We start from the raw sequence: 16,137 nt of genomic DNA, 5'->3' as shown, positions 1-16,137 counted from the left end.
AAGCTCAGGGACCGGATTGAGGCTCAGGGGCCGGAATGGGGCTCTGGAATCGGGGTGGGGCTCAGGGACCGGGGCGGCGCTGCGGGATCCATCCACCGACGCAACACGCCCGCCCCGACGGATCGGGACGGGCGTGGAGACGATGTGTGCTGGCTAGACCGCCTGGAGGGCCTGCACGGCGCTCGTGAAGAAGGCGAGACCGTCGACACCGGAGCGCATCGCGAGCGGGGTGTCGGGACCGAAGCCCGGCTCGATCGCGTGCTCGGGGTGCGGCATGAGCCCGACGACGTTGCCGGCCGGGTTCGTGAGGCCGGCGATGTCGTCGAGCGAGCCGTTCGGGTTCACGCCCGCGTAGCGGAAGGCGACCAGGCCCTCGCCCTCGACGCGTGCCAAGGTCTCGGCGTCGGCGATGTAACCGCCGTCGGCGTTCTTGAGCGGGATGGTGATCTCCTGCCCCTTCGAGAACTGGTGGGTCCAGGCGGTGTCGGCGTTCTCGACCGTGAGCAGCTGGTCGCGACGGATGAACTGCTGGTGGGCGTTCCGGATGAGGCCGCCGGGCAGCAGGTGCGCCTCGACGAGCATCTGGAAGCCGTTGCAGATCCCGAGGATCGGCATGCCCTTGCCGGCGGCGTCCTTCAGCTCGGTCATGATCGGCGAGACCGCGGCGATCGCGCCGGCACGGAGGTAGTCGCCGTAGCTGAAGCCACCCGGCAGGATGACGGCGTCGACGCCCTGGAGGTCGTGGTCGCCGTGCCAGAGCGCGACGGGCTCGGCACCCGCCATGCGGACCGCGCGCTGGGCGTCGCGGTCGTCGAGCGAACCGGGGAAGGTGATGACACCGATACGGGTCGTCATGCCTCGGAGCCCTCGGGGTAGTGGATGGCTACGACGTCCTCGATCACGGCGTTCGAGAGGATGTCGTCGGCGATCTGCTGCACCGTGGCGCGCGTGGCGTCGGTGATGGGGCCGTCGACCGTGAGCTCGAAGCGCTTGCCGATGCGGACATCGGTGAACTCGCTCTTGCCGAGACGCGCGAGGGCGCCGGCGACGGCCTTGCCCTGGGGGTCCAGCAGTTCGGCTTTCGGCATGACTTCTACGACGATGGTCGGCACGGAGGTCTCTTTCGTTGCGACGCGGCGGGGATGCGAACAGTCTAGCGCCGAGCGCACGACGCCCGTCCGACGGCGGAGCGTCGGACGGGCGTCGAGGTCATCCGGTCATTCGGGGAGGGCGGCGTCCGCTTCGTTCGCGTCGCCGGCGATGCCGCGGGCGAGCGTCTTGTTGCGGAAGAAGTCCGGTCGGAGCTTCGCCTGGATGAGCATGATGACGATGCCCGCCACGATGATGATCATGCCGAGGATGAACACGAGCCCGACACCGCCGATGTTCGAGCCGCTGCCGTAGTCGGGGTCCGCGCTCTCGATGATCGTGGTGAAGAACAGCACACCCAGGATGAGACCGCCGACGAGCGGGGAGAAGAACTGGAAGAAGAAGTTCCGTGCGCTCGAGAACCACTGCTTCCGGAAGTACCAGACGCACGCGAACGCCGTCAGGCCGTAGTAGAAGCAGATCATCATGCCGAGGGTCGTGATCGTGTCCCAGAGCACGTCCTCGGAGATGAAGCGCATGACCGCGTAGAACACCGACGCGACGACACTGGAGACGATCGTCGCGTAGCCGGGCGTGAAGAACTTCGGGTGCACCTTCGAGAACTTCGGCGACAGCGCGCCGTAGTGTCCCATGGCGAGCAGGGTCCGCGCAGGGGAGACGAACGTCGACTGCAGCGAGGCGGCCGAGGACGACAGCACCGCGATCGACACGAGGATCGCGAGCGGACCGAGGATGGGCCCTGCGAGCGAGAAGAACACGTTGCCCTGGATGTCCTCGTTGCCGAGCCCGAACTCGCCGTCGCCGACGCCCGCGTAGTTGATGAGCGCGACCGACAGGAACAGGTAGAGGACGACGATGATGACGACCGTGGCCGTGGCGGCCTTGCCGGGCGTCGAGCTCGACCCCTTCGTCTCCTCGCTCATCGTCAGCGTGACGTCCCAACCCCAGAAGATGAAGATGGAGAGCGACAGGCCGGCGGCAAAGGCGCTGAACGAGCCGACGGCGAACGGGTTGAACCAGTCGAGCGAGATCGGGAGGGCGTCGAACGCGTCACCGCCCGCGACGTGCGCGAAGGCGACGATGCCGAACAGCACCATCACGAGCAACTGGAAGCCCACGAGCACGTACTGCAGCTTCTGCGTCGTCTGCATGTCGCGGTAGGAGATGAGCGTCGCCCCGAGCATGAACGCCAGACAGGTGATGACGTTGATGAACGGGTTCGACGTGAGGCCCGCGATGTCGGGGTTCTGGAAGATCTGCGACAGCATCAGGTAGAAGAAGTCGACCGCGATGCCCGCGAGGTTCGAGAGCACGACGATGGTCGCGGCGATGAGGCCCCAACCGGCCATCCAACCGACCCACGGACCGAACGCGCGCGTCGCCCAGGTGAACGAGGTGCCGGAGTCCGGCATGCGGCTGTTGAGCTCCCGGTAGCCGAAGGCGACCAGCAGCATCGGGATGAAGCCGACGAGGAAGATGGCCGGCACGTGGGTGCCGACCTCCGCGACGGTCGGACCGAGGGCACCGGTCAGGGTGTACGCCGGGGCGATGCACGAGATGCCGATGACGATCGCGCCGACGAGGCCGACGGTGCCGGCGCCGAGGCCCTTCTTGGAGAGGGCGCCCGTCGCGGTCGTCTCGGGGTGGGCGACGTCGCGAGGCGGGGTGGTTTCGGGAGGAGTCATGTCGGGTCTCCGAGGGTCAGCACGGAGTCGCGGGGCACGACCACCATGGGTACGGGGAGCTCACGCAGCATCTTCGCTGCCGTGGAGCCGAGGAAGAGGTGCTTGGGGGTGGCGAGTCGGCTGGAACCGACGAGCACGATCTCCGCGGGCTTCCATTCGAGGTGCGAGACGGCGTCCTCGATGCGGGTGCCCGAGGCGATCTCGGTGGTCACGGCGATGTCCTTCGGCAGGTGCTCGGTCGCGTAGGCGAGGACTTCCGCCGCGTGCGACTCGGCCCGGGCGGTCGCCTCGGGGTGCTCGGCACCCTCGGGCTGGTCGAGCGCGACGAGCGAGACCAGGCGGAGCGGGATGACCGCGTTCTTGGCGACGACGATCGCCGCGTCGAGCAGCTGGTGCGCGCCGGCACGGGTGCCGATCGCGCAGGTGATGCGGCTGACCGTGCCGCCGGTCGGCTGGGCCTCGAGGAGGTCGCGGCTGCCGACCGGAGCGAGGGCGACCGGGACGACCGCCGAGTGCAGGAGCGTGTTCGCGACGCTGCCGAGCGTGAACCGGCCGAGGAGTCCGCCGCGCGCCGCACCGATGATGATGAGCCCGCCCTCGAGGATGCGGGAGGCCTCCAAGAGGCCCTCCGCGAACGACTCGTCGTACACGAGGTGCGTCTTGGCCGTGATGTCGGCGGGGACCGCGTCGAGCGCCTCGGCGAGCCAGCGGTCGGCCGTCTCGCGGAGGAACCGTTCGTACCCGGGATCGGCCGGCGTGATCGTCGGGCGTTCCTCGTTCGCGAGCACGAGGACGATGTCGAGCCGGGCTCCGGTGGTCCGAGCGATCCGGATGCCGAGCGCGAGCGCGTCGCGTCCCGCCGGCGTATCGGTGTAGCCAACGATGTATCTCATCTGGTGTTCGCTTTCGATCGGGTGCGAAGGTGCCGGACTGCACGGCGGTGTGCGGGTGTTTCGTTGGTGCAGGGTATCGACGGGGGTGGGCGCTCGACAAGGGCGGGGAGGGGAGGAGCGCCCTTCGACACGCGGTTCCTGAGCTTGTCGAAGGGCAGGGACCGAGGCCCTTCGACAGGCTCAGGAACCGGGAGACGCTTACGCCTGGTGGCGGGCGATGATCGCCTCAGCGGTGTCGGCGCCCTTGCGGATCGCGCCGTCCACGTGCTGGTAGCCCTCGGCGGCGAGGTCGCTCGTCGACCAGAAGATCGGACCGACCGGCGTCGACTGCATGGCGCCGTAGCGCGAGAGGCCACCGAGGTCGAAGCTCGCCGCGTACGCGCCTCGCGTCCACTCCTCGCTGCCCCAGTCGCTCTCGTAGTAGACGACGGGGGAGAGGGCCTGCTCGCCGTAGTAGTGGGACAGCGAGGTGAGGATCCGCTCGCGACGCTCCTCCGCACTCAGCTTGAAGACCTCGTCGGCGCGCTCGTCCGAGACGAACCCGACGAGCGTGCCGCGCGGGTCCTCGTGGTTCGTGTTGTCGTAGGCCTCGTGGACGAGCTCGTACGGGCTGAATGCGGTGGCCGAGAGGCCGTCCTCGCGCCAGAACGGCGTCTCGTACACGGCGTGGACCTTGATGACGAGCCCGAGCGACATGTGCTGGTGCATCTGGTGGCTGAGGCGCGGCAGCGGCGGCTGGAAATCGATGCGGGAGTACAGGTTCGGCGGGACGGCCACGATCGCGTACCGCGCGTTGACCGTCACGCTGTCCGCCTCGGCCGAGACGCCGGCGTCGGACCACTCGAGGCGACGCACGGGCGAGGACAGGTGGACGTCGTCGCCGAGGGCCTCGGCGAGCTTGATCGGAACCTGCTGCAGGCCGCCGACGACGCGCTTGTCGAGGATGAAGTCGGCCTCGACGAGGTGGGTGAAGCTGCCGGCGGACGCCGCCATGAGGAGCGCCTGCAGGAGCGAGAAGGAGTGGGAGGGCTTCGTGAGCATCGCGGCGGCGATGAAGAGGGCGATGTTGTCGCGCGCCTCGACGTCGTCCGTCTGCTCGGCGAGCCAGGCGCTCCACGAGATGCGGTCGTACTCCTTCGCCCGGGCGTGCGCCCACGGCTCGGTGACGCCGACCTCCTCGACGAGCTCGTCGAGGAGGGTGATGAGTCGCTCCATCTCGGCTGCGGTCGACTCGGCGACGGGGAAGATGTCGCCCGTGAAGCGGGTGCGCACGCCCTCGGCGTTGACGTAGACGCTGTCGCCCTCGCGGTAGCGGGAGTAGGTGTCGAGCCCGAGCTCCTCGAGCGTGGCGAGCAGCGCGGTCTGGTCGGGGGAGACCCACTGGCCGCCCAGCTCGAGCATGGCTCCGTCGATGTGGTTCGTCCAGAGGCGACCACCGACGCGGTCGCGCGCCTCGAGGACGGCGACGGACAGGCCCGCCGCGCGGAGCTTGGTGGCGGCCGTGAGCCCGGAGGCCCCGGCGCCGATGATGACGACGTCGCGTTCGATAGCGCTCATGAGGTGTCTTCCTGTTCGTGGCCCTTCGACAAGCTCAGGGACCGGGGTGGAGCTCGGGTGACCGGGGTGGTGCTCGGGTGACCGGGGTGGTGCTCGGGTGATGCTCGGGACCGGCGTCGATAGTCGAGTATGGCGGATCCGGCGGTCGGATGGAACCGAGGATGGCGAGGTCGCCGGTCGAAACGACGATCAGCGACGGTTTCCGTCGCTTCGACCGACGCGTGTCAGCCGATGGGCGTCATGGTGTACTTCGTGTACAGGTACTCGTGGATGCCCTCGAGTCCGCCCTCGCGACCGATGCCCGACTGCTTGACACCACCGAACGGCGCGGCGGCGTTCGAGATGACGCCGACGTTGAGGCCCATCATGCCGGTCTGCAGACGGCCGATCATGCGCTGTCCGCGGGCGAGGTCGGTGGTGAACACGTAGGAGACGAGCCCGTACTCGGTGTCGTTCGCGAGCCGCACGGCCTCGTCCTCGTCGTCGAACGGCACGATCGCGAGGACCGGGCCGAAGATCTCCTCGCGGAGGATGTCGGACCCCGGCACGACCCCGGTGACGACCGTCGGCTGGAAGAAGGTGCCCGGTCCGTCGACGGCCTCGCCGCCGGTGAGGACCTCGGCGCCGCGCTCGACGGCGTCGCCCACGAGGGTCTTCGCCTTCGTGACCGCGCGGTCGTCGATGAGCGGGCCGATCGTCACGCCGTCCTCGGTGCCGCGGCCGATGCGGAACGCGTTGACCTTCTCGGTGACGCGCTTCGCGAATTCGCCCGCGACGTCGCGGTGGACGATGAAGCGGTTCGCCGCGGTGCACGCCTGTCCGATGTTGCGGAACTTGGCGGCCATCGCGCCCTCCACGGCCTTGTCGAGGTCGGCGTCCTCGAACACGACGAACGGGGCGTTGCCACCGAGCTCCATCGAGGTGCGGAGGACGTTCTTCGCGGACTGTTCGATGAGCTTCTGACCGACGGCCGTCGAGCCCGTGAAGCTCAGCTTGCGGAGCCGCGGGTCGGCGATGATCGGGCCGGAGACCGCGGAGGAGCTGGAGGTGGTGATGACGTTCACGACGCCTGCGGGGAGACCGGCGTCCTCGAGCAGCTTCACGAAGTACAGGGTCGTGAGCGGCGTGAGCTCGGCGGGCTTGACGACGACCGTGCAGCCGGCGGCGAGCGCCGGGGCGATCTTGCGGGTCGCCATCGCGAGGGGGAAGTTCCACGGGGTGATGAGGAAGCACGGACCGACGGGGTGCTGCGAGACGGTCATCATGCCGGTGCCCTCGGGGTTCGACCCGTAGCGTCCGGAGATGCGGACGGCCTCCTCGGAGAACCAGCGGAGGAACTCACCACCGTAAGTGACCTCGCCGTTCGCCTCGGCGAGCGGCTTGCCCATCTCGAGCGTCATGAGGAGGGCGAACTCCTCGCGACGCTCCTGGAGGAGGTCGAAGGCCTTCCGGAGGATGTTCGAGCGGGTGCGGGGAGCGGTCGCCGCCCACTCGTCCTGGGCGGCGACCGCGGCGTCGAGGGCCGCCGTGCCGTCGGCGACCGAGGCGTCCGCGATCGTCTTGATGACGTCGCCGGTGGACGGGTCGCTCACGTCGAGCGTCGCGCCCTCCGTCGCGTCGCGCCAGACGCCTCCGATGAACAGGCCGTTCGGGACCTTGGCGAGCAGATCGGTTTCACGTGCGTCGGTCATGGGTGGAGCTCCTTGGTGGTGTCGGTGCCGTCGGTCACAGTGTTTCAGCGTGCATGCCCCTCGACAAGCTCGGGGACGACTACATCGGTCCCTGAGCTTGTCGAAGGGCGGGGCGTCAGTTCGCGGCGAGCGCCTCGAGGACGACGTCGAGTCCTTCGTCGAGCAGCTCGAGGGGGATGGTCAGCGGCGGGAGGAAGCGGACCACGTTGCCGTAGGTGCCGCAGGTCAGGACGATGACGCCGGCCTGGTGGGCGGCCTTGGCGACGCGTGCCGTGAGGGCGGCGTCGGGCTCGCCGGTGGCTGGGTCGACGAACTCGACCGCCATCATGGCGCCGCGTCCGCGGATGTCGCCGATGCGGGGGTCGGAGACCTGCGCCGCGGTGAAGCGGTCGACGATGCGGGTTTCGATCGCCCGGGCCGAGGCTGCGAGGTCCTCCTCCTCGTACGCTTCGATCGCCGCCAGGGCGGCGACACAGGCGAGCGGGTTGCCGCCGTAGGTGCCGCCGAGGCCGCCGGCGTGCGGGGCGTCCATGATCTCCGCGCGTCCGGTGACGGCGGAGAGTGGCAGGCCGCCCGCGATGCCCTTGGCGGTGATGATGAGGTCGGGCACGATGTCGAAGTGCTCGGACGCGAACATCGCACCCGTGCGGGCGAAGCCGGTCTGCACCTCGTCGGCGATGAAGACGACGTCATTCGCGCGGGCCCAGTCGAGCAGTGTCGGCAGGAAGCCGTCCGCCGGGACGATGAAGCCGCCCTCGCCCTGGATGGGTTCGATGATGATCGCCGCGAGGTTGTCTGCGCCGATCTGCTTCTCGATCTGGGTGATCGCGCGCTGTGCCGCCTCGGCGCCGGTGAGCCCGCCGTCGCGGAAGGGGTAGGACAGCGGTGCACGGTACACCTCGGAGGCGAAGGGGCCGAAGCCGCTCTTGTAGGGCATGGACTTGGCGGTGAGGGCCATCGTCAGGTTCGTGCGGCCGTGGTACGCGTGGTCGAAGGCGACGACCGCCTGCTTCTTCGTGTGGCTGCGGGCGATCTTCACCGCGTTCTCGACCGCTTCGGCGCCCGAGTTGAACAGTGCCGTGCGCTTGGTGTGGTCGCCGGGGGTGAGGCGGTTGAGCGCCTCGGCGACCTCGACGTAGGAGTCGTAGGGGGTGATGGTGAAGCAGGTGTGGGTGAACTCCTGCAGCTGTCGGGTGACGGCCTCGACGACGCGCGGGTTGCTGTTGCCCACGCCGGTCACGGCGATGCCGGACCCGAGGTCGATCAGGGAGTTGCCGTCGACGTCGACGAGGACGCCACCGCCCGCGCCGGCCGCGAACACCGGCATCGTGGTGCCGACGCCGGACGCGACCGCGGCGTGCTTCCGGGCCATGAGTTCCTCGGAGATCGGTCCGGGGATGGCGGTGACGAGGCGACGTTCCTGCGGGAGCGAGGGGCCGCCGAGGATGGAGGGCGCTGGGGCTGCGGTGCTGCTCGTCATCGGTACTCCTTCGGCTGCCGCGTCCGGCGGGGGCGCCGAGGTCGTCCGCGAGCAGTGCCACCAGGCTAGGCAGCGGTTCGCGTCGAGGCAGTCGACATTCTGTCCATTCAAAGCGCATCGGTTGGACGATCCGGCATCCGTGCGTAGACTCACGCCATGGCACCGACGCTGCAGGACCTCCTCGACCACCGTGCGCTCGGCCTGAAGCTCGTGGTGGCCGGGACCGAGGGCGCGCTCGACCGGCAGGTCGCCTGGGTCTCCGGGTCGGATCTGCCGGACCCCACGCCCTTCCTCCTCGCCGACCAGGTGCTGCTCACGACGGGCACGCAGTTCGGGACCGCGGTGTCGACGACGCAGGTCGAGGCGTACGTCGCCCGTCTCGCCGACGCCGGTGTCGCCGGACTGGGGTTCGGTACTGAGGTAATCACGGCCGGGACGCCGCCGGAACTCGCCGAGGCCTGCGCGGCGCACGGGATGCCGCTCATCGAGGTCCCGTACCGCACGCCGTTCATCGCCGTCATCCGGTACGCGGCCGACCTCCTCACCGAGGCGGCGCGGGCGAGGGACGCCTGGGCCCTGGGCGCCCAGCGCGCCATCGCGTTCGCCGCGCTCCGCCCCGACGCGACGGCCGCCGTCGTCACCGAACTCGCGCGGTCCCTCGGTGCCTGGGTCGTGCTCTTCGACGCGCATGCGACGCCGGTGGCGATCGCGGGCGACGGGCCCACCGCCGGTCCCGAGACCGAGCGCCTCCTGGAGCGGGTGGCCGGCGAGGCCACCATGCTCCTGAGCCGCGGACAGCGGTCGGGTGCGACGCTCGCGAGCCGCACCCGCACGGTCTCGCTGCAGACCCTCGGTCGGCGCGGGGACCTCCGGGGCGTGCTCGCCATCGCCGGGACCGACGGCCCGTTGGACGCCGCGGCCCAGAGCGTCGTGACCTCCGTCGTCGCCATCGCCGGGCTCACCCTCGAGCAGGGCGGTGCGCTCGGACGGGCGGGGCGCTCGCTGCGCACCGGTGTCTGGCAGCTGCTCCGCGCCGGACAGACCACCGCGGCGCGCGAGGTCGCCGAACAGCTCGGTACGCCGTTGCCGACCGGAGCGGTTCGTGTCGGCGTCTGCTCCGGGCCGACCGAAGCGCGCGAGGCGCTCCTCGCCGAGCTGGAACGGGCCGAGACGCTCAGTCCAGGTTCGCTCTTCGTCGCCGAACAGGACGGACGGCCCGTCCTCCTCCTCGCAGCGGCCGAGGGGGACACCGAGACGAACGTCGATCGGGCGGTCGAGGCGGTGATCGCGGCGGCCCCCGCTCGGCGGCTCGGCCTCTCCCGAGCCGTCGCGCTCGCCGAACTGACGACGGGGATCGAGCAGGCGGTCTCCGCACACGAGCACGCGGTCTCCGCCGGCGAGGCTGTCGTTCGGTTCGGGGCGCTCGCCGCAGCGGGGATGGCCGGGTTGCTCGACCCCGTCCGCGCCGCCGCCGTGGCCGAGGAACTGCTCGAGCCCGTGCTCCGCGTCGACCGCGAGGAGGGCTCCGACCTCGTGCCGAGCCTCCGCGGCTGGCTCGAGGCGAACGGTCAGTGGGAGCCCGCCGCGCGGCGACTCGGGATCCATCGACACACGCTCCGCAACCGCATCACCCGGGTCGAACAGGTGCTCGGGCGACCCCTCGACCCCTTCGCCGCCCGGGCCGAACTCTGGCTCGCGCTGGTCAGCCTGCCGGACGCCGATGCGTTGCGGTCCCGCGCGGCCGTTCTGTAGCCTCGACCGCACGGCGCGCGTGTGCTCCGTGGAGCCACGAAGGGGGCAGCGCGCATGAGGATCCGAACGGTGGTCGCCCGGGTGCCGGTCACGATCGTCCTGGTGCTGATCGTCCTCGTCGTGGGTGTCGTCGGGCGTGGCCTCTGGGAGTCGACGACGGCGCAACCGTGGTGGGACGCGGTCGCCTACGGCCTGCCCGCCTTCGAGGCGGGACGCTGGTGGACTCCTGTCACCGGGACGTTCCTCGTCGTGGAGCCGTGGGCCTACGTGTTCGCGGTGATCGGGTTCGCCTGGGTTGGCCTGCTGGAGTGGTGGCGGGGATCGAAGGTGGCGCTCATCACCTTCGCCGCCGGTCAGCTCGTCGCCGTCCTCGCCACCGCCGGGTTCCTCTGGGCCGCGAGTCAGCTGCCCTGGCCCTGGGCGACGAGCCTCGCCGGGATGCTCGACGTCGGTCCGTCCGGCGGGACGATGGCCTGCTTCGCCGCGTGTGTGTCGCTCTTCGCCTCTCCGTGGCGGCAGCGGGGCTGGATCATCGTCGCGTCCTACGCTGCGATCGGGGTCCTCTTCATCGGCTCGCTCGCGGACCTCGAGCACGCCTTCGCGGTGCTCTTCGTCCTCGCGGTGAACCGTTCCTTCCGCATCCAGCGGGCCAGCGTGCGCGAGCGCCGACTGCTCGCGTTCACGACGAGCGTGGCCCTCGGTGTCGTCCAGATCGTCGCCCTGCTCGTGCCGACCAACGGTCCGTTCGGTCCGACCGCTCCGGCGGAGGGGCCGTGGCTGGACGTCGCGCTCGACACGGTCGTGATCATCGTCGTCGCCAACGGCCTGCGGCTCGGTCGCCGCTGGGCGTGGGTGCTGAGCGTCGTCTGGGCGATCCTCAACGTCCTGGTCGCGGTGCTGTACCTGGCGCTGTCGCCGCTCGATCCCGCCGACCTCCCGATCGACTGGGGCGACACCGACGTGTTCCTGGCGACGTCGGTGCTCTGGCTCGCCTTCCTCGTCTACCTCGTCGCGACCCGCAGCGCGTTCTCGTCCCACCGACGCCGGCAGCTCGGCGTCGGGCGGAAGCAGCAGCAGCAGGACCTGCCGTCGGCGGACGACGCCCGCGCGCTCATCCGGACCGAGGGCGGCGGCTCGCTCTCCTGGATGGCCACATGGGACGGCATGGAGTACTTCCGCACCTCGGTGGGCCTCGTGCCCTACCAGAAGCACGCCGGCGTCGCGATCGTGCTCGCCGATCCGCTCGGCCCGCCGGAGCACCTCCAGGCCAGCGTCGAGGAGTTCGTCCAGGCGGCCGAGCGTGACTCCCTCATCCCGTGCTTCTTCAGTTCCAGCCAGTCGACGAAGGACGCGATGCCCGAGGGATGGCGCGACCTCATCATCGCCGACGACACGATCGTCGACCTCCCCGGTCTCGCGTTCACCGGCAAGGCCTGGTCGAACATCCGCACGGCGCTCAACAAGGCGGAGCGCGAGGGGATGGTCTTCCGCATGAGCACCTACGCCGCCGAGACCTGGGGCGTCCGACAGCAGATCCGCGCCATCTCCGAGGGCTGGGTCGGCGACAAGGGTCTGCCCGAGATGCGGTTCACCCTCGGGACCCTGCAGGAGGCCGACGACCCCGAGGTCCGCCTGGCACTCGCGATCTCACCGGACGGTGACGTCGACGGATTCCTCAGCTGGCTCCCGGTCTTCGGTCCCGACGGCGAGCACCGCGGGTGGACGCTCGACCTCATGCGGCGACGCGAGGAGGGCTTCGGTTCGGTCATGGAGTTCCTCATCGCCTCCTCGGCCAAGGTCTTCGCCGAGGAAGGCGCTCAGATCCTCTCGCTCTCGGGTGCGCCGCTCGCGCACCGGGTGGAGGACGACGAGGGGCGCATCGCGCACCTGCTCGGTCAGCTCAGCGGCATCCTGGAGCCCGTCTACGGCTTCTCGTCCCTCCACCGGTTCAAGCAGAAGTTCAACCCGCGATCGGAGCCGATCTACCTCCTGTACCGCGACGAGGGCGACCTCACACGGATCGCCGCGGCGCTCACCCGCGCGTTCCTGCCGGACGCGACCCTCCGGCAGTTCGCCGGTGCCGGCATCGACATGCTCAAGCGCGACTGAGCGGAGGCCGACCCTCAGGCGGTGTCACCGCCCGGGAGTCCCGCGGCGCCGAGGTGCGTCGCCCCGCGGGACCGCGCACGCTGTTCGGCGAGGGCGGCGGCGAACTCCGTCTCCCAGTCGGAAGCGACCTCGATGCCGAGGCGCTCGGCCTCCTCGATGGTCAGCTCCTTCGGGAAGCCGTTCGTGTCGGACAGCCGGAACACGTCGTGACCCGTCATGACCCGTCCGGCGTACCCCTGGACCATCTGGAGCCCTGCGCCCAGCGTGCGTCGGAACGACTGCTCCTCCTTGACGAGGACGGCGACGACCTCATCGCGGGCGGCGGCCACCTCCGGGTAGTCGTCGGCGTACAGTCCGGCGATGACGGGCACGATCTCGCCGAAGAAGTTCTCGTGGAGGTCGAGCGAGAGCGCGAGCCGGATCGCCCGTCGGAGCAGCCGCCGCATGACGTAGCCCTGCTCCTTGTTCGACGGACGCACGCCGTCCACCGCCAGGAAGGTCGCACCCCGCAGGTGGTCGGCGATGATGCGCATCGCGGCGGTCTCGTCCTCGTAGCGTTTCCCGGTGAGCTCCTGGAGTCGCTCGACGATGGGCCACAGGAGCGAGATGCGGAAGACGTCGTCGGAGTCGATCGACGCGGCGGCGATGCGTTCGAGGCCGCCGCCGAAGTCCACGTTGCGCCTGGCGAGTTCCTCGAACGAGCCGTCCTCGCGTCGGCGGTACTGCATGAAGACCTGGTTGCCGATCTCCATGAACCGTCCGCCGTCGCTCGCGGGATGGGCGAGGCCGTAGGACGGATCCTGGAACTCGGGGCCGAAGTCGTAGAACACCTCGCTGTCGGGGCCGCACGGGTCGCCGATCGGGGTGCCCTCGAGTGACCCGCCGCGGGACCACCAGTTCTCGCCGCCGTCGTAGAAGAAGATCCGCTCACCGGGCCGCACCCCGCGGGCGTCGCCGTCGGCCTGTGAACCGATCTCCGCGATCCCGTTGGAGACCCCGCGCTCGGCGAACACCGACGCCCAGATCGACGCGGCCTCGTCGTCGCGCGGGATGCCGTTCGCGGGATCGCCGATGAAGCAGGTGACGGAGATCCGCTCCGGATCCAGCCCGACGATGTCGACCAGGAAGGTGAAGAACTGCCGGATCTGCGTCTCCTTGAAGTAGTCGCCGAGCGACCAGTTGCCGAGCATCTCGAAGAAGGTGGTGTGCCGGTTGTCGCCGACGTCCTCGATGTCCTGGGCCCGGACGCACGGCTGGCTGTCGGTCAGCCGCCGACCGTCGGGGTGCTCCTCACCGAGGAGGTACGGCAGGAGTGCCTGCATCCCGCTGCCGTTGAACAGGGTGCTCGTGTCGCCACGCGGGACGAGCGGTGCCCGCTTGATCAGCGCGTGGCCGTTCCGTTCGAGGAAGTCGAGGTAGGCGTTGCGGATCTCGTGGGCGTCCATGCCGACACGATTCCAGTTTTCGAGCCCGAGGGGAAGCCGGTCGGCGCGGCGACCGGCTCAGTCTGTGTCGTGGAGTGATCGCAGGGCGGTCACGACGTCGTCGTGCCAGCGGCGGGCCGCGGGGAGCACGCCGCCGAAGATGGGGGTGTCGTGCGTCGCGCCCAGGTACATCGTCCCGCTCGCGTCGACGCCGTCGGCCCGGAGCGCGGCGAGGTAGGCCGCCCCGTCGCCGCGGAGCGGGTCGTACTCCGCCGTGAGGATCACGGCGCGGGGGAGGTCGGCGTGCGATCGGGCGAGGAGGGGCGAGGCGTGCGGCTCCTTCGCCTGACGTCGATCCAGGAGGTAGGTCTTCGCGACGGAGCGCAGCTCCTTGATCGCGAAGATCCTCGGGATGCCCATCTCCCGCACGGGACGGAGGTCGATGTGGCCGCCGGTGAGGTCCGTGACCGGCACCTCGAGCAGCTGGAGTCGGATGGGCAGCCGGCCGCGTTCGCGGTTCACGAGCGTGAGCGCCGCCGCGATACTGCCGCCGGCGGACACCCCGGCGACGGCGATCCGCCCCGCGTCGATCCCGAGCGTCGTGGCCTGGGCGAACAGCCACTCGAGCGCCGCGTGGGCCTGCTCCAGCTGGGTCGGGTACCGGTGCTCGGGAGCGAGCGCGTAGTCGACGGCCGCGATGACCACGCCGGCGTCGGCCGCCCGACGACGGAACCCCGCGTCGGTCGTCGGGTAGTCGATCCCGCCGATGCGGAACGCCCCACCGAAGAAGGACAGGACCGCGGGCACCGCCTGGTCTCCGTCGGCCGTGGGCGGGTGGTAGAGCCGGATCCGGACGTCGGGGAAGCCGACGACCGGGATCGTGTGCTCCTCGATGCGCAGCTCCGGGCCCGGGACGCCGACGGTCGCGAGCTCCTTCTTGTCCCAGTTCCGCGCGGCCTTGCGGTGCTGTGCGCGTGTCTTCTTGCGGCGGGGTGCGGCGGTGGTGGCCTTCGCCGTCGGGCTCGAGGGCTTCGCCTTCGGTCCGGCGGCCTTCGGGGAGGTCGCCGTCGGGTCCGCCGCGGGAGCGGGCTTCGGGCGCGCGACGGTGGTCGTCTTCGGCCGCAGGAAGAAGGCCTTCGCCTGCTCGAGTGCGGTCGAGATGAGGTAGGCGCGGTGCGTCCGCGCTCGTTCGACGAAGATCGGGTCGAGGGGCAAACGACTCACCTGCCTTGCTGCTCGGATGGGCGGATTCCAGCAGTCTAGGCGGGCTCGGCAGACGACGACCGTGGCTTGCCTGATCGATCCTTCCGCGCGGCTTCACCTCCTGTTCACCGGGAGGCCCGGCCCTGTTCGGGTGCCGCTCGTAGCGTGATCACACGTACGGCACACAGCAGTGCCCGCGTCGGTCACTCGCGGTTCCGCTCCACCGGAGCCACGCGCGGAGCGGGCGGGTGCATCGGTCCTTCTGAAAGGTACGTCCCAGCACATGAAGCTCTCCCTCACCCGCGTCGCTGCGCTCGGCGCCGCCGCCCTCCTCTCGATCGGCCTGGCCGCCTGCTCGAGCGCCAGCGCCAGCGACACCGGTTCCGCCGCGGCCGGGACCTTCGCGGTCGACGACCAGACCCTCGTCTTCGGCGTCGTCCCCGACTCGGTCGACACGCAGACCAACTACCAGCCGCTCATGGACTACATCGCCCAGGAGACCGGCAAGAAGGTCGAATACCACGAGTCGACCGACTACGCGGCCCTCATCGAGGCGGCCGTGGCCGGCAAGATCGACGTCGCCTCCTTCTCCGGCTTCACCTACGTGACCGCGCTCAACAACGGGGCCAAGATCACGCCGATCTCGTCGATCATCACCGTCAAGGGGCAGGAGCCGGGCTACTACTCCGAGGCGATCGTCCCGAAGGACTCGCCGATCACCAAGATCGAGGAGTTCAAGGGCAAGAAGGTCTGCTTCGTCGACCCGTCCTCGACGTCCGGGTACCTCTTCCCGAGCTACAACCTGCTCGAGGCCGGCATCGACCCCGAGAAGGACATCACCCCGGTCTTCGCCGGTAAGCACGACGTCTCGGTGACGAAGACCGCCGAGGGCGTCGAGTGCGAGGCGGGCTTCGCCGAGGACTCCGAGGTCGAGAAGAACGACGGCGTGAAGGTCATCGACCGCACGATGGTCCCCGGTGCGCCGATCGTCGAATCCGACTCGCTGCCCGCCGACGTGAAGGAGAAGCTCGAGAAGGCCCTGTCCGAGGTCACGATCGACCAGATCATCGACTCCGGCGTGAAGAGCGCCGACAGCGACGCCTTCCGCGCGACCTTCTACGGCACCTCACCGGTCGACGACGCGTACTACGACACCATCCGCGACATCTGCAAGAAGACCAACGCCAAGCAGTGCCAGGCCTGATCTGAGGCTCTGCACGTCGACAGGCTCAG

General features: G+C 69.9%; 12 protein-coding genes. 3 read left to right on the top strand and 9 right to left on the bottom strand.

Annotated elements, in window-relative coordinates; translation table 11 throughout:
- Positions 1 to 153: 153 nt before the first annotated feature.
- From purQ to gabT, 7 genes are all read right to left on the bottom strand, one after another.
- A complete protein-coding gene (gene purQ / locus ITJ62_RS01050) occupies positions 154 to 855 on the bottom strand; it encodes a phosphoribosylformylglycinamidine synthase subunit PurQ (protein WP_064294181.1) in 702 nt (233 codons plus the stop codon).
- Positions 852 to 1,112: a phosphoribosylformylglycinamidine synthase subunit PurS gene (gene purS / locus ITJ62_RS01045; protein WP_064294182.1), complete on the bottom strand. Its 261-nt coding sequence runs from the start codon at positions 1,110 to 1,112 to the stop codon at positions 852 to 854. Before purS ends, purQ begins: the two co-directional genes overlap by 4 nt.
- A 105-nt stretch (positions 1,113 to 1,217) precedes the next feature.
- Positions 1,218 to 2,795, bottom strand: a complete 1,578-nt coding sequence (locus ITJ62_RS01040; protein ID WP_079705048.1) for an APC family permease — start codon at positions 2,793 to 2,795, stop codon at positions 1,218 to 1,220.
- Positions 2,792 to 3,688 (bottom strand): universal stress protein, encoded by an 897-nt coding sequence (locus tag ITJ62_RS01035; RefSeq protein WP_194599346.1) that lies wholly within the window; start codon positions 3,686 to 3,688, stop codon positions 2,792 to 2,794. The genes ITJ62_RS01040 and ITJ62_RS01035 overlap by 4 nt, the downstream gene beginning before the upstream one ends.
- A 198-nt stretch (positions 3,689 to 3,886) precedes the next feature.
- Complete coding sequence (locus ITJ62_RS01030; protein WP_137242332.1) at positions 3,887 to 5,245, bottom strand: NAD(P)/FAD-dependent oxidoreductase; 1,359 nt, start codon at positions 5,243 to 5,245, stop codon at positions 3,887 to 3,889.
- A gap of 224 nt (positions 5,246 to 5,469) precedes the next feature.
- Entirely contained in the window at positions 5,470 to 6,936 is a 1,467-nt protein-coding gene (locus tag ITJ62_RS01025; RefSeq protein WP_194599345.1) for an NAD-dependent succinate-semialdehyde dehydrogenase, read from the bottom strand.
- Between the two features lie 115 nt (positions 6,937 to 7,051).
- Positions 7,052 to 8,416, bottom strand: coding sequence for a 4-aminobutyrate--2-oxoglutarate transaminase (gene gabT / locus ITJ62_RS01020; protein ID WP_194599344.1), 1,365 nt, complete (start codon positions 8,414 to 8,416; stop codon positions 7,052 to 7,054).
- 156 nt (positions 8,417 to 8,572) lie between these two features.
- On the opposite strand from gabT, the gene ITJ62_RS01015 reads away from it, so the two are divergent.
- Positions 8,573 to 10,168 carry a PucR family transcriptional regulator gene (locus tag ITJ62_RS01015; RefSeq protein WP_194599343.1) on the top strand — a complete coding sequence of 532 codons (1,596 nt, stop codon included), beginning with the start codon at positions 8,573 to 8,575 and terminating at the stop codon, positions 10,166 to 10,168.
- A gap of 54 nt (positions 10,169 to 10,222) precedes the next feature.
- Positions 10,223 to 12,277, top strand: coding sequence for a bifunctional lysylphosphatidylglycerol flippase/synthetase MprF (locus tag ITJ62_RS01010; protein ID WP_194599342.1), 2,055 nt, complete (start codon positions 10,223 to 10,225; stop codon positions 12,275 to 12,277).
- A gap of 14 nt (positions 12,278 to 12,291) precedes the next feature.
- On the opposite strand, the gene ITJ62_RS01005 is transcribed toward ITJ62_RS01010, so the two are convergent.
- Positions 12,292 to 13,722 carry an alanine--tRNA ligase-related protein gene (locus tag ITJ62_RS01005; RefSeq protein WP_194599341.1) on the bottom strand — a complete coding sequence of 477 codons (1,431 nt, stop codon included), beginning with the start codon at positions 13,720 to 13,722 and terminating at the stop codon, positions 12,292 to 12,294.
- Positions 13,723 to 13,779: 57 nt separating this feature from the next.
- On the bottom strand, positions 13,780 to 14,925 hold the full coding sequence (locus tag ITJ62_RS01000; RefSeq protein WP_370581780.1) for an alpha/beta hydrolase fold domain-containing protein: 1,146 nt from the start codon (positions 14,923 to 14,925) through the stop codon (positions 13,780 to 13,782).
- Positions 14,926 to 15,187: 262 nt separating this feature from the next.
- Between ITJ62_RS01000 and ITJ62_RS00995 the strand changes: the two genes are divergently transcribed.
- On the top strand, positions 15,188 to 16,108 hold the full coding sequence (locus ITJ62_RS00995; RefSeq protein WP_194599340.1) for a phosphate/phosphite/phosphonate ABC transporter substrate-binding protein: 921 nt from the start codon (positions 15,188 to 15,190) through the stop codon (positions 16,106 to 16,108).
- Positions 16,109 to 16,137 lie beyond the last annotated feature (29 nt).

Source organism: Plantibacter sp. VKM Ac-2876, from assembly GCF_015350715.1.
Lineage (GTDB): Bacteria > Actinomycetota > Actinomycetes > Actinomycetales > Microbacteriaceae > Plantibacter > Plantibacter auratus.
The sequence above is the reverse complement of the archived record's forward strand: the minus strand, read 5'-3'. Positions and strand labels throughout refer to the sequence as shown.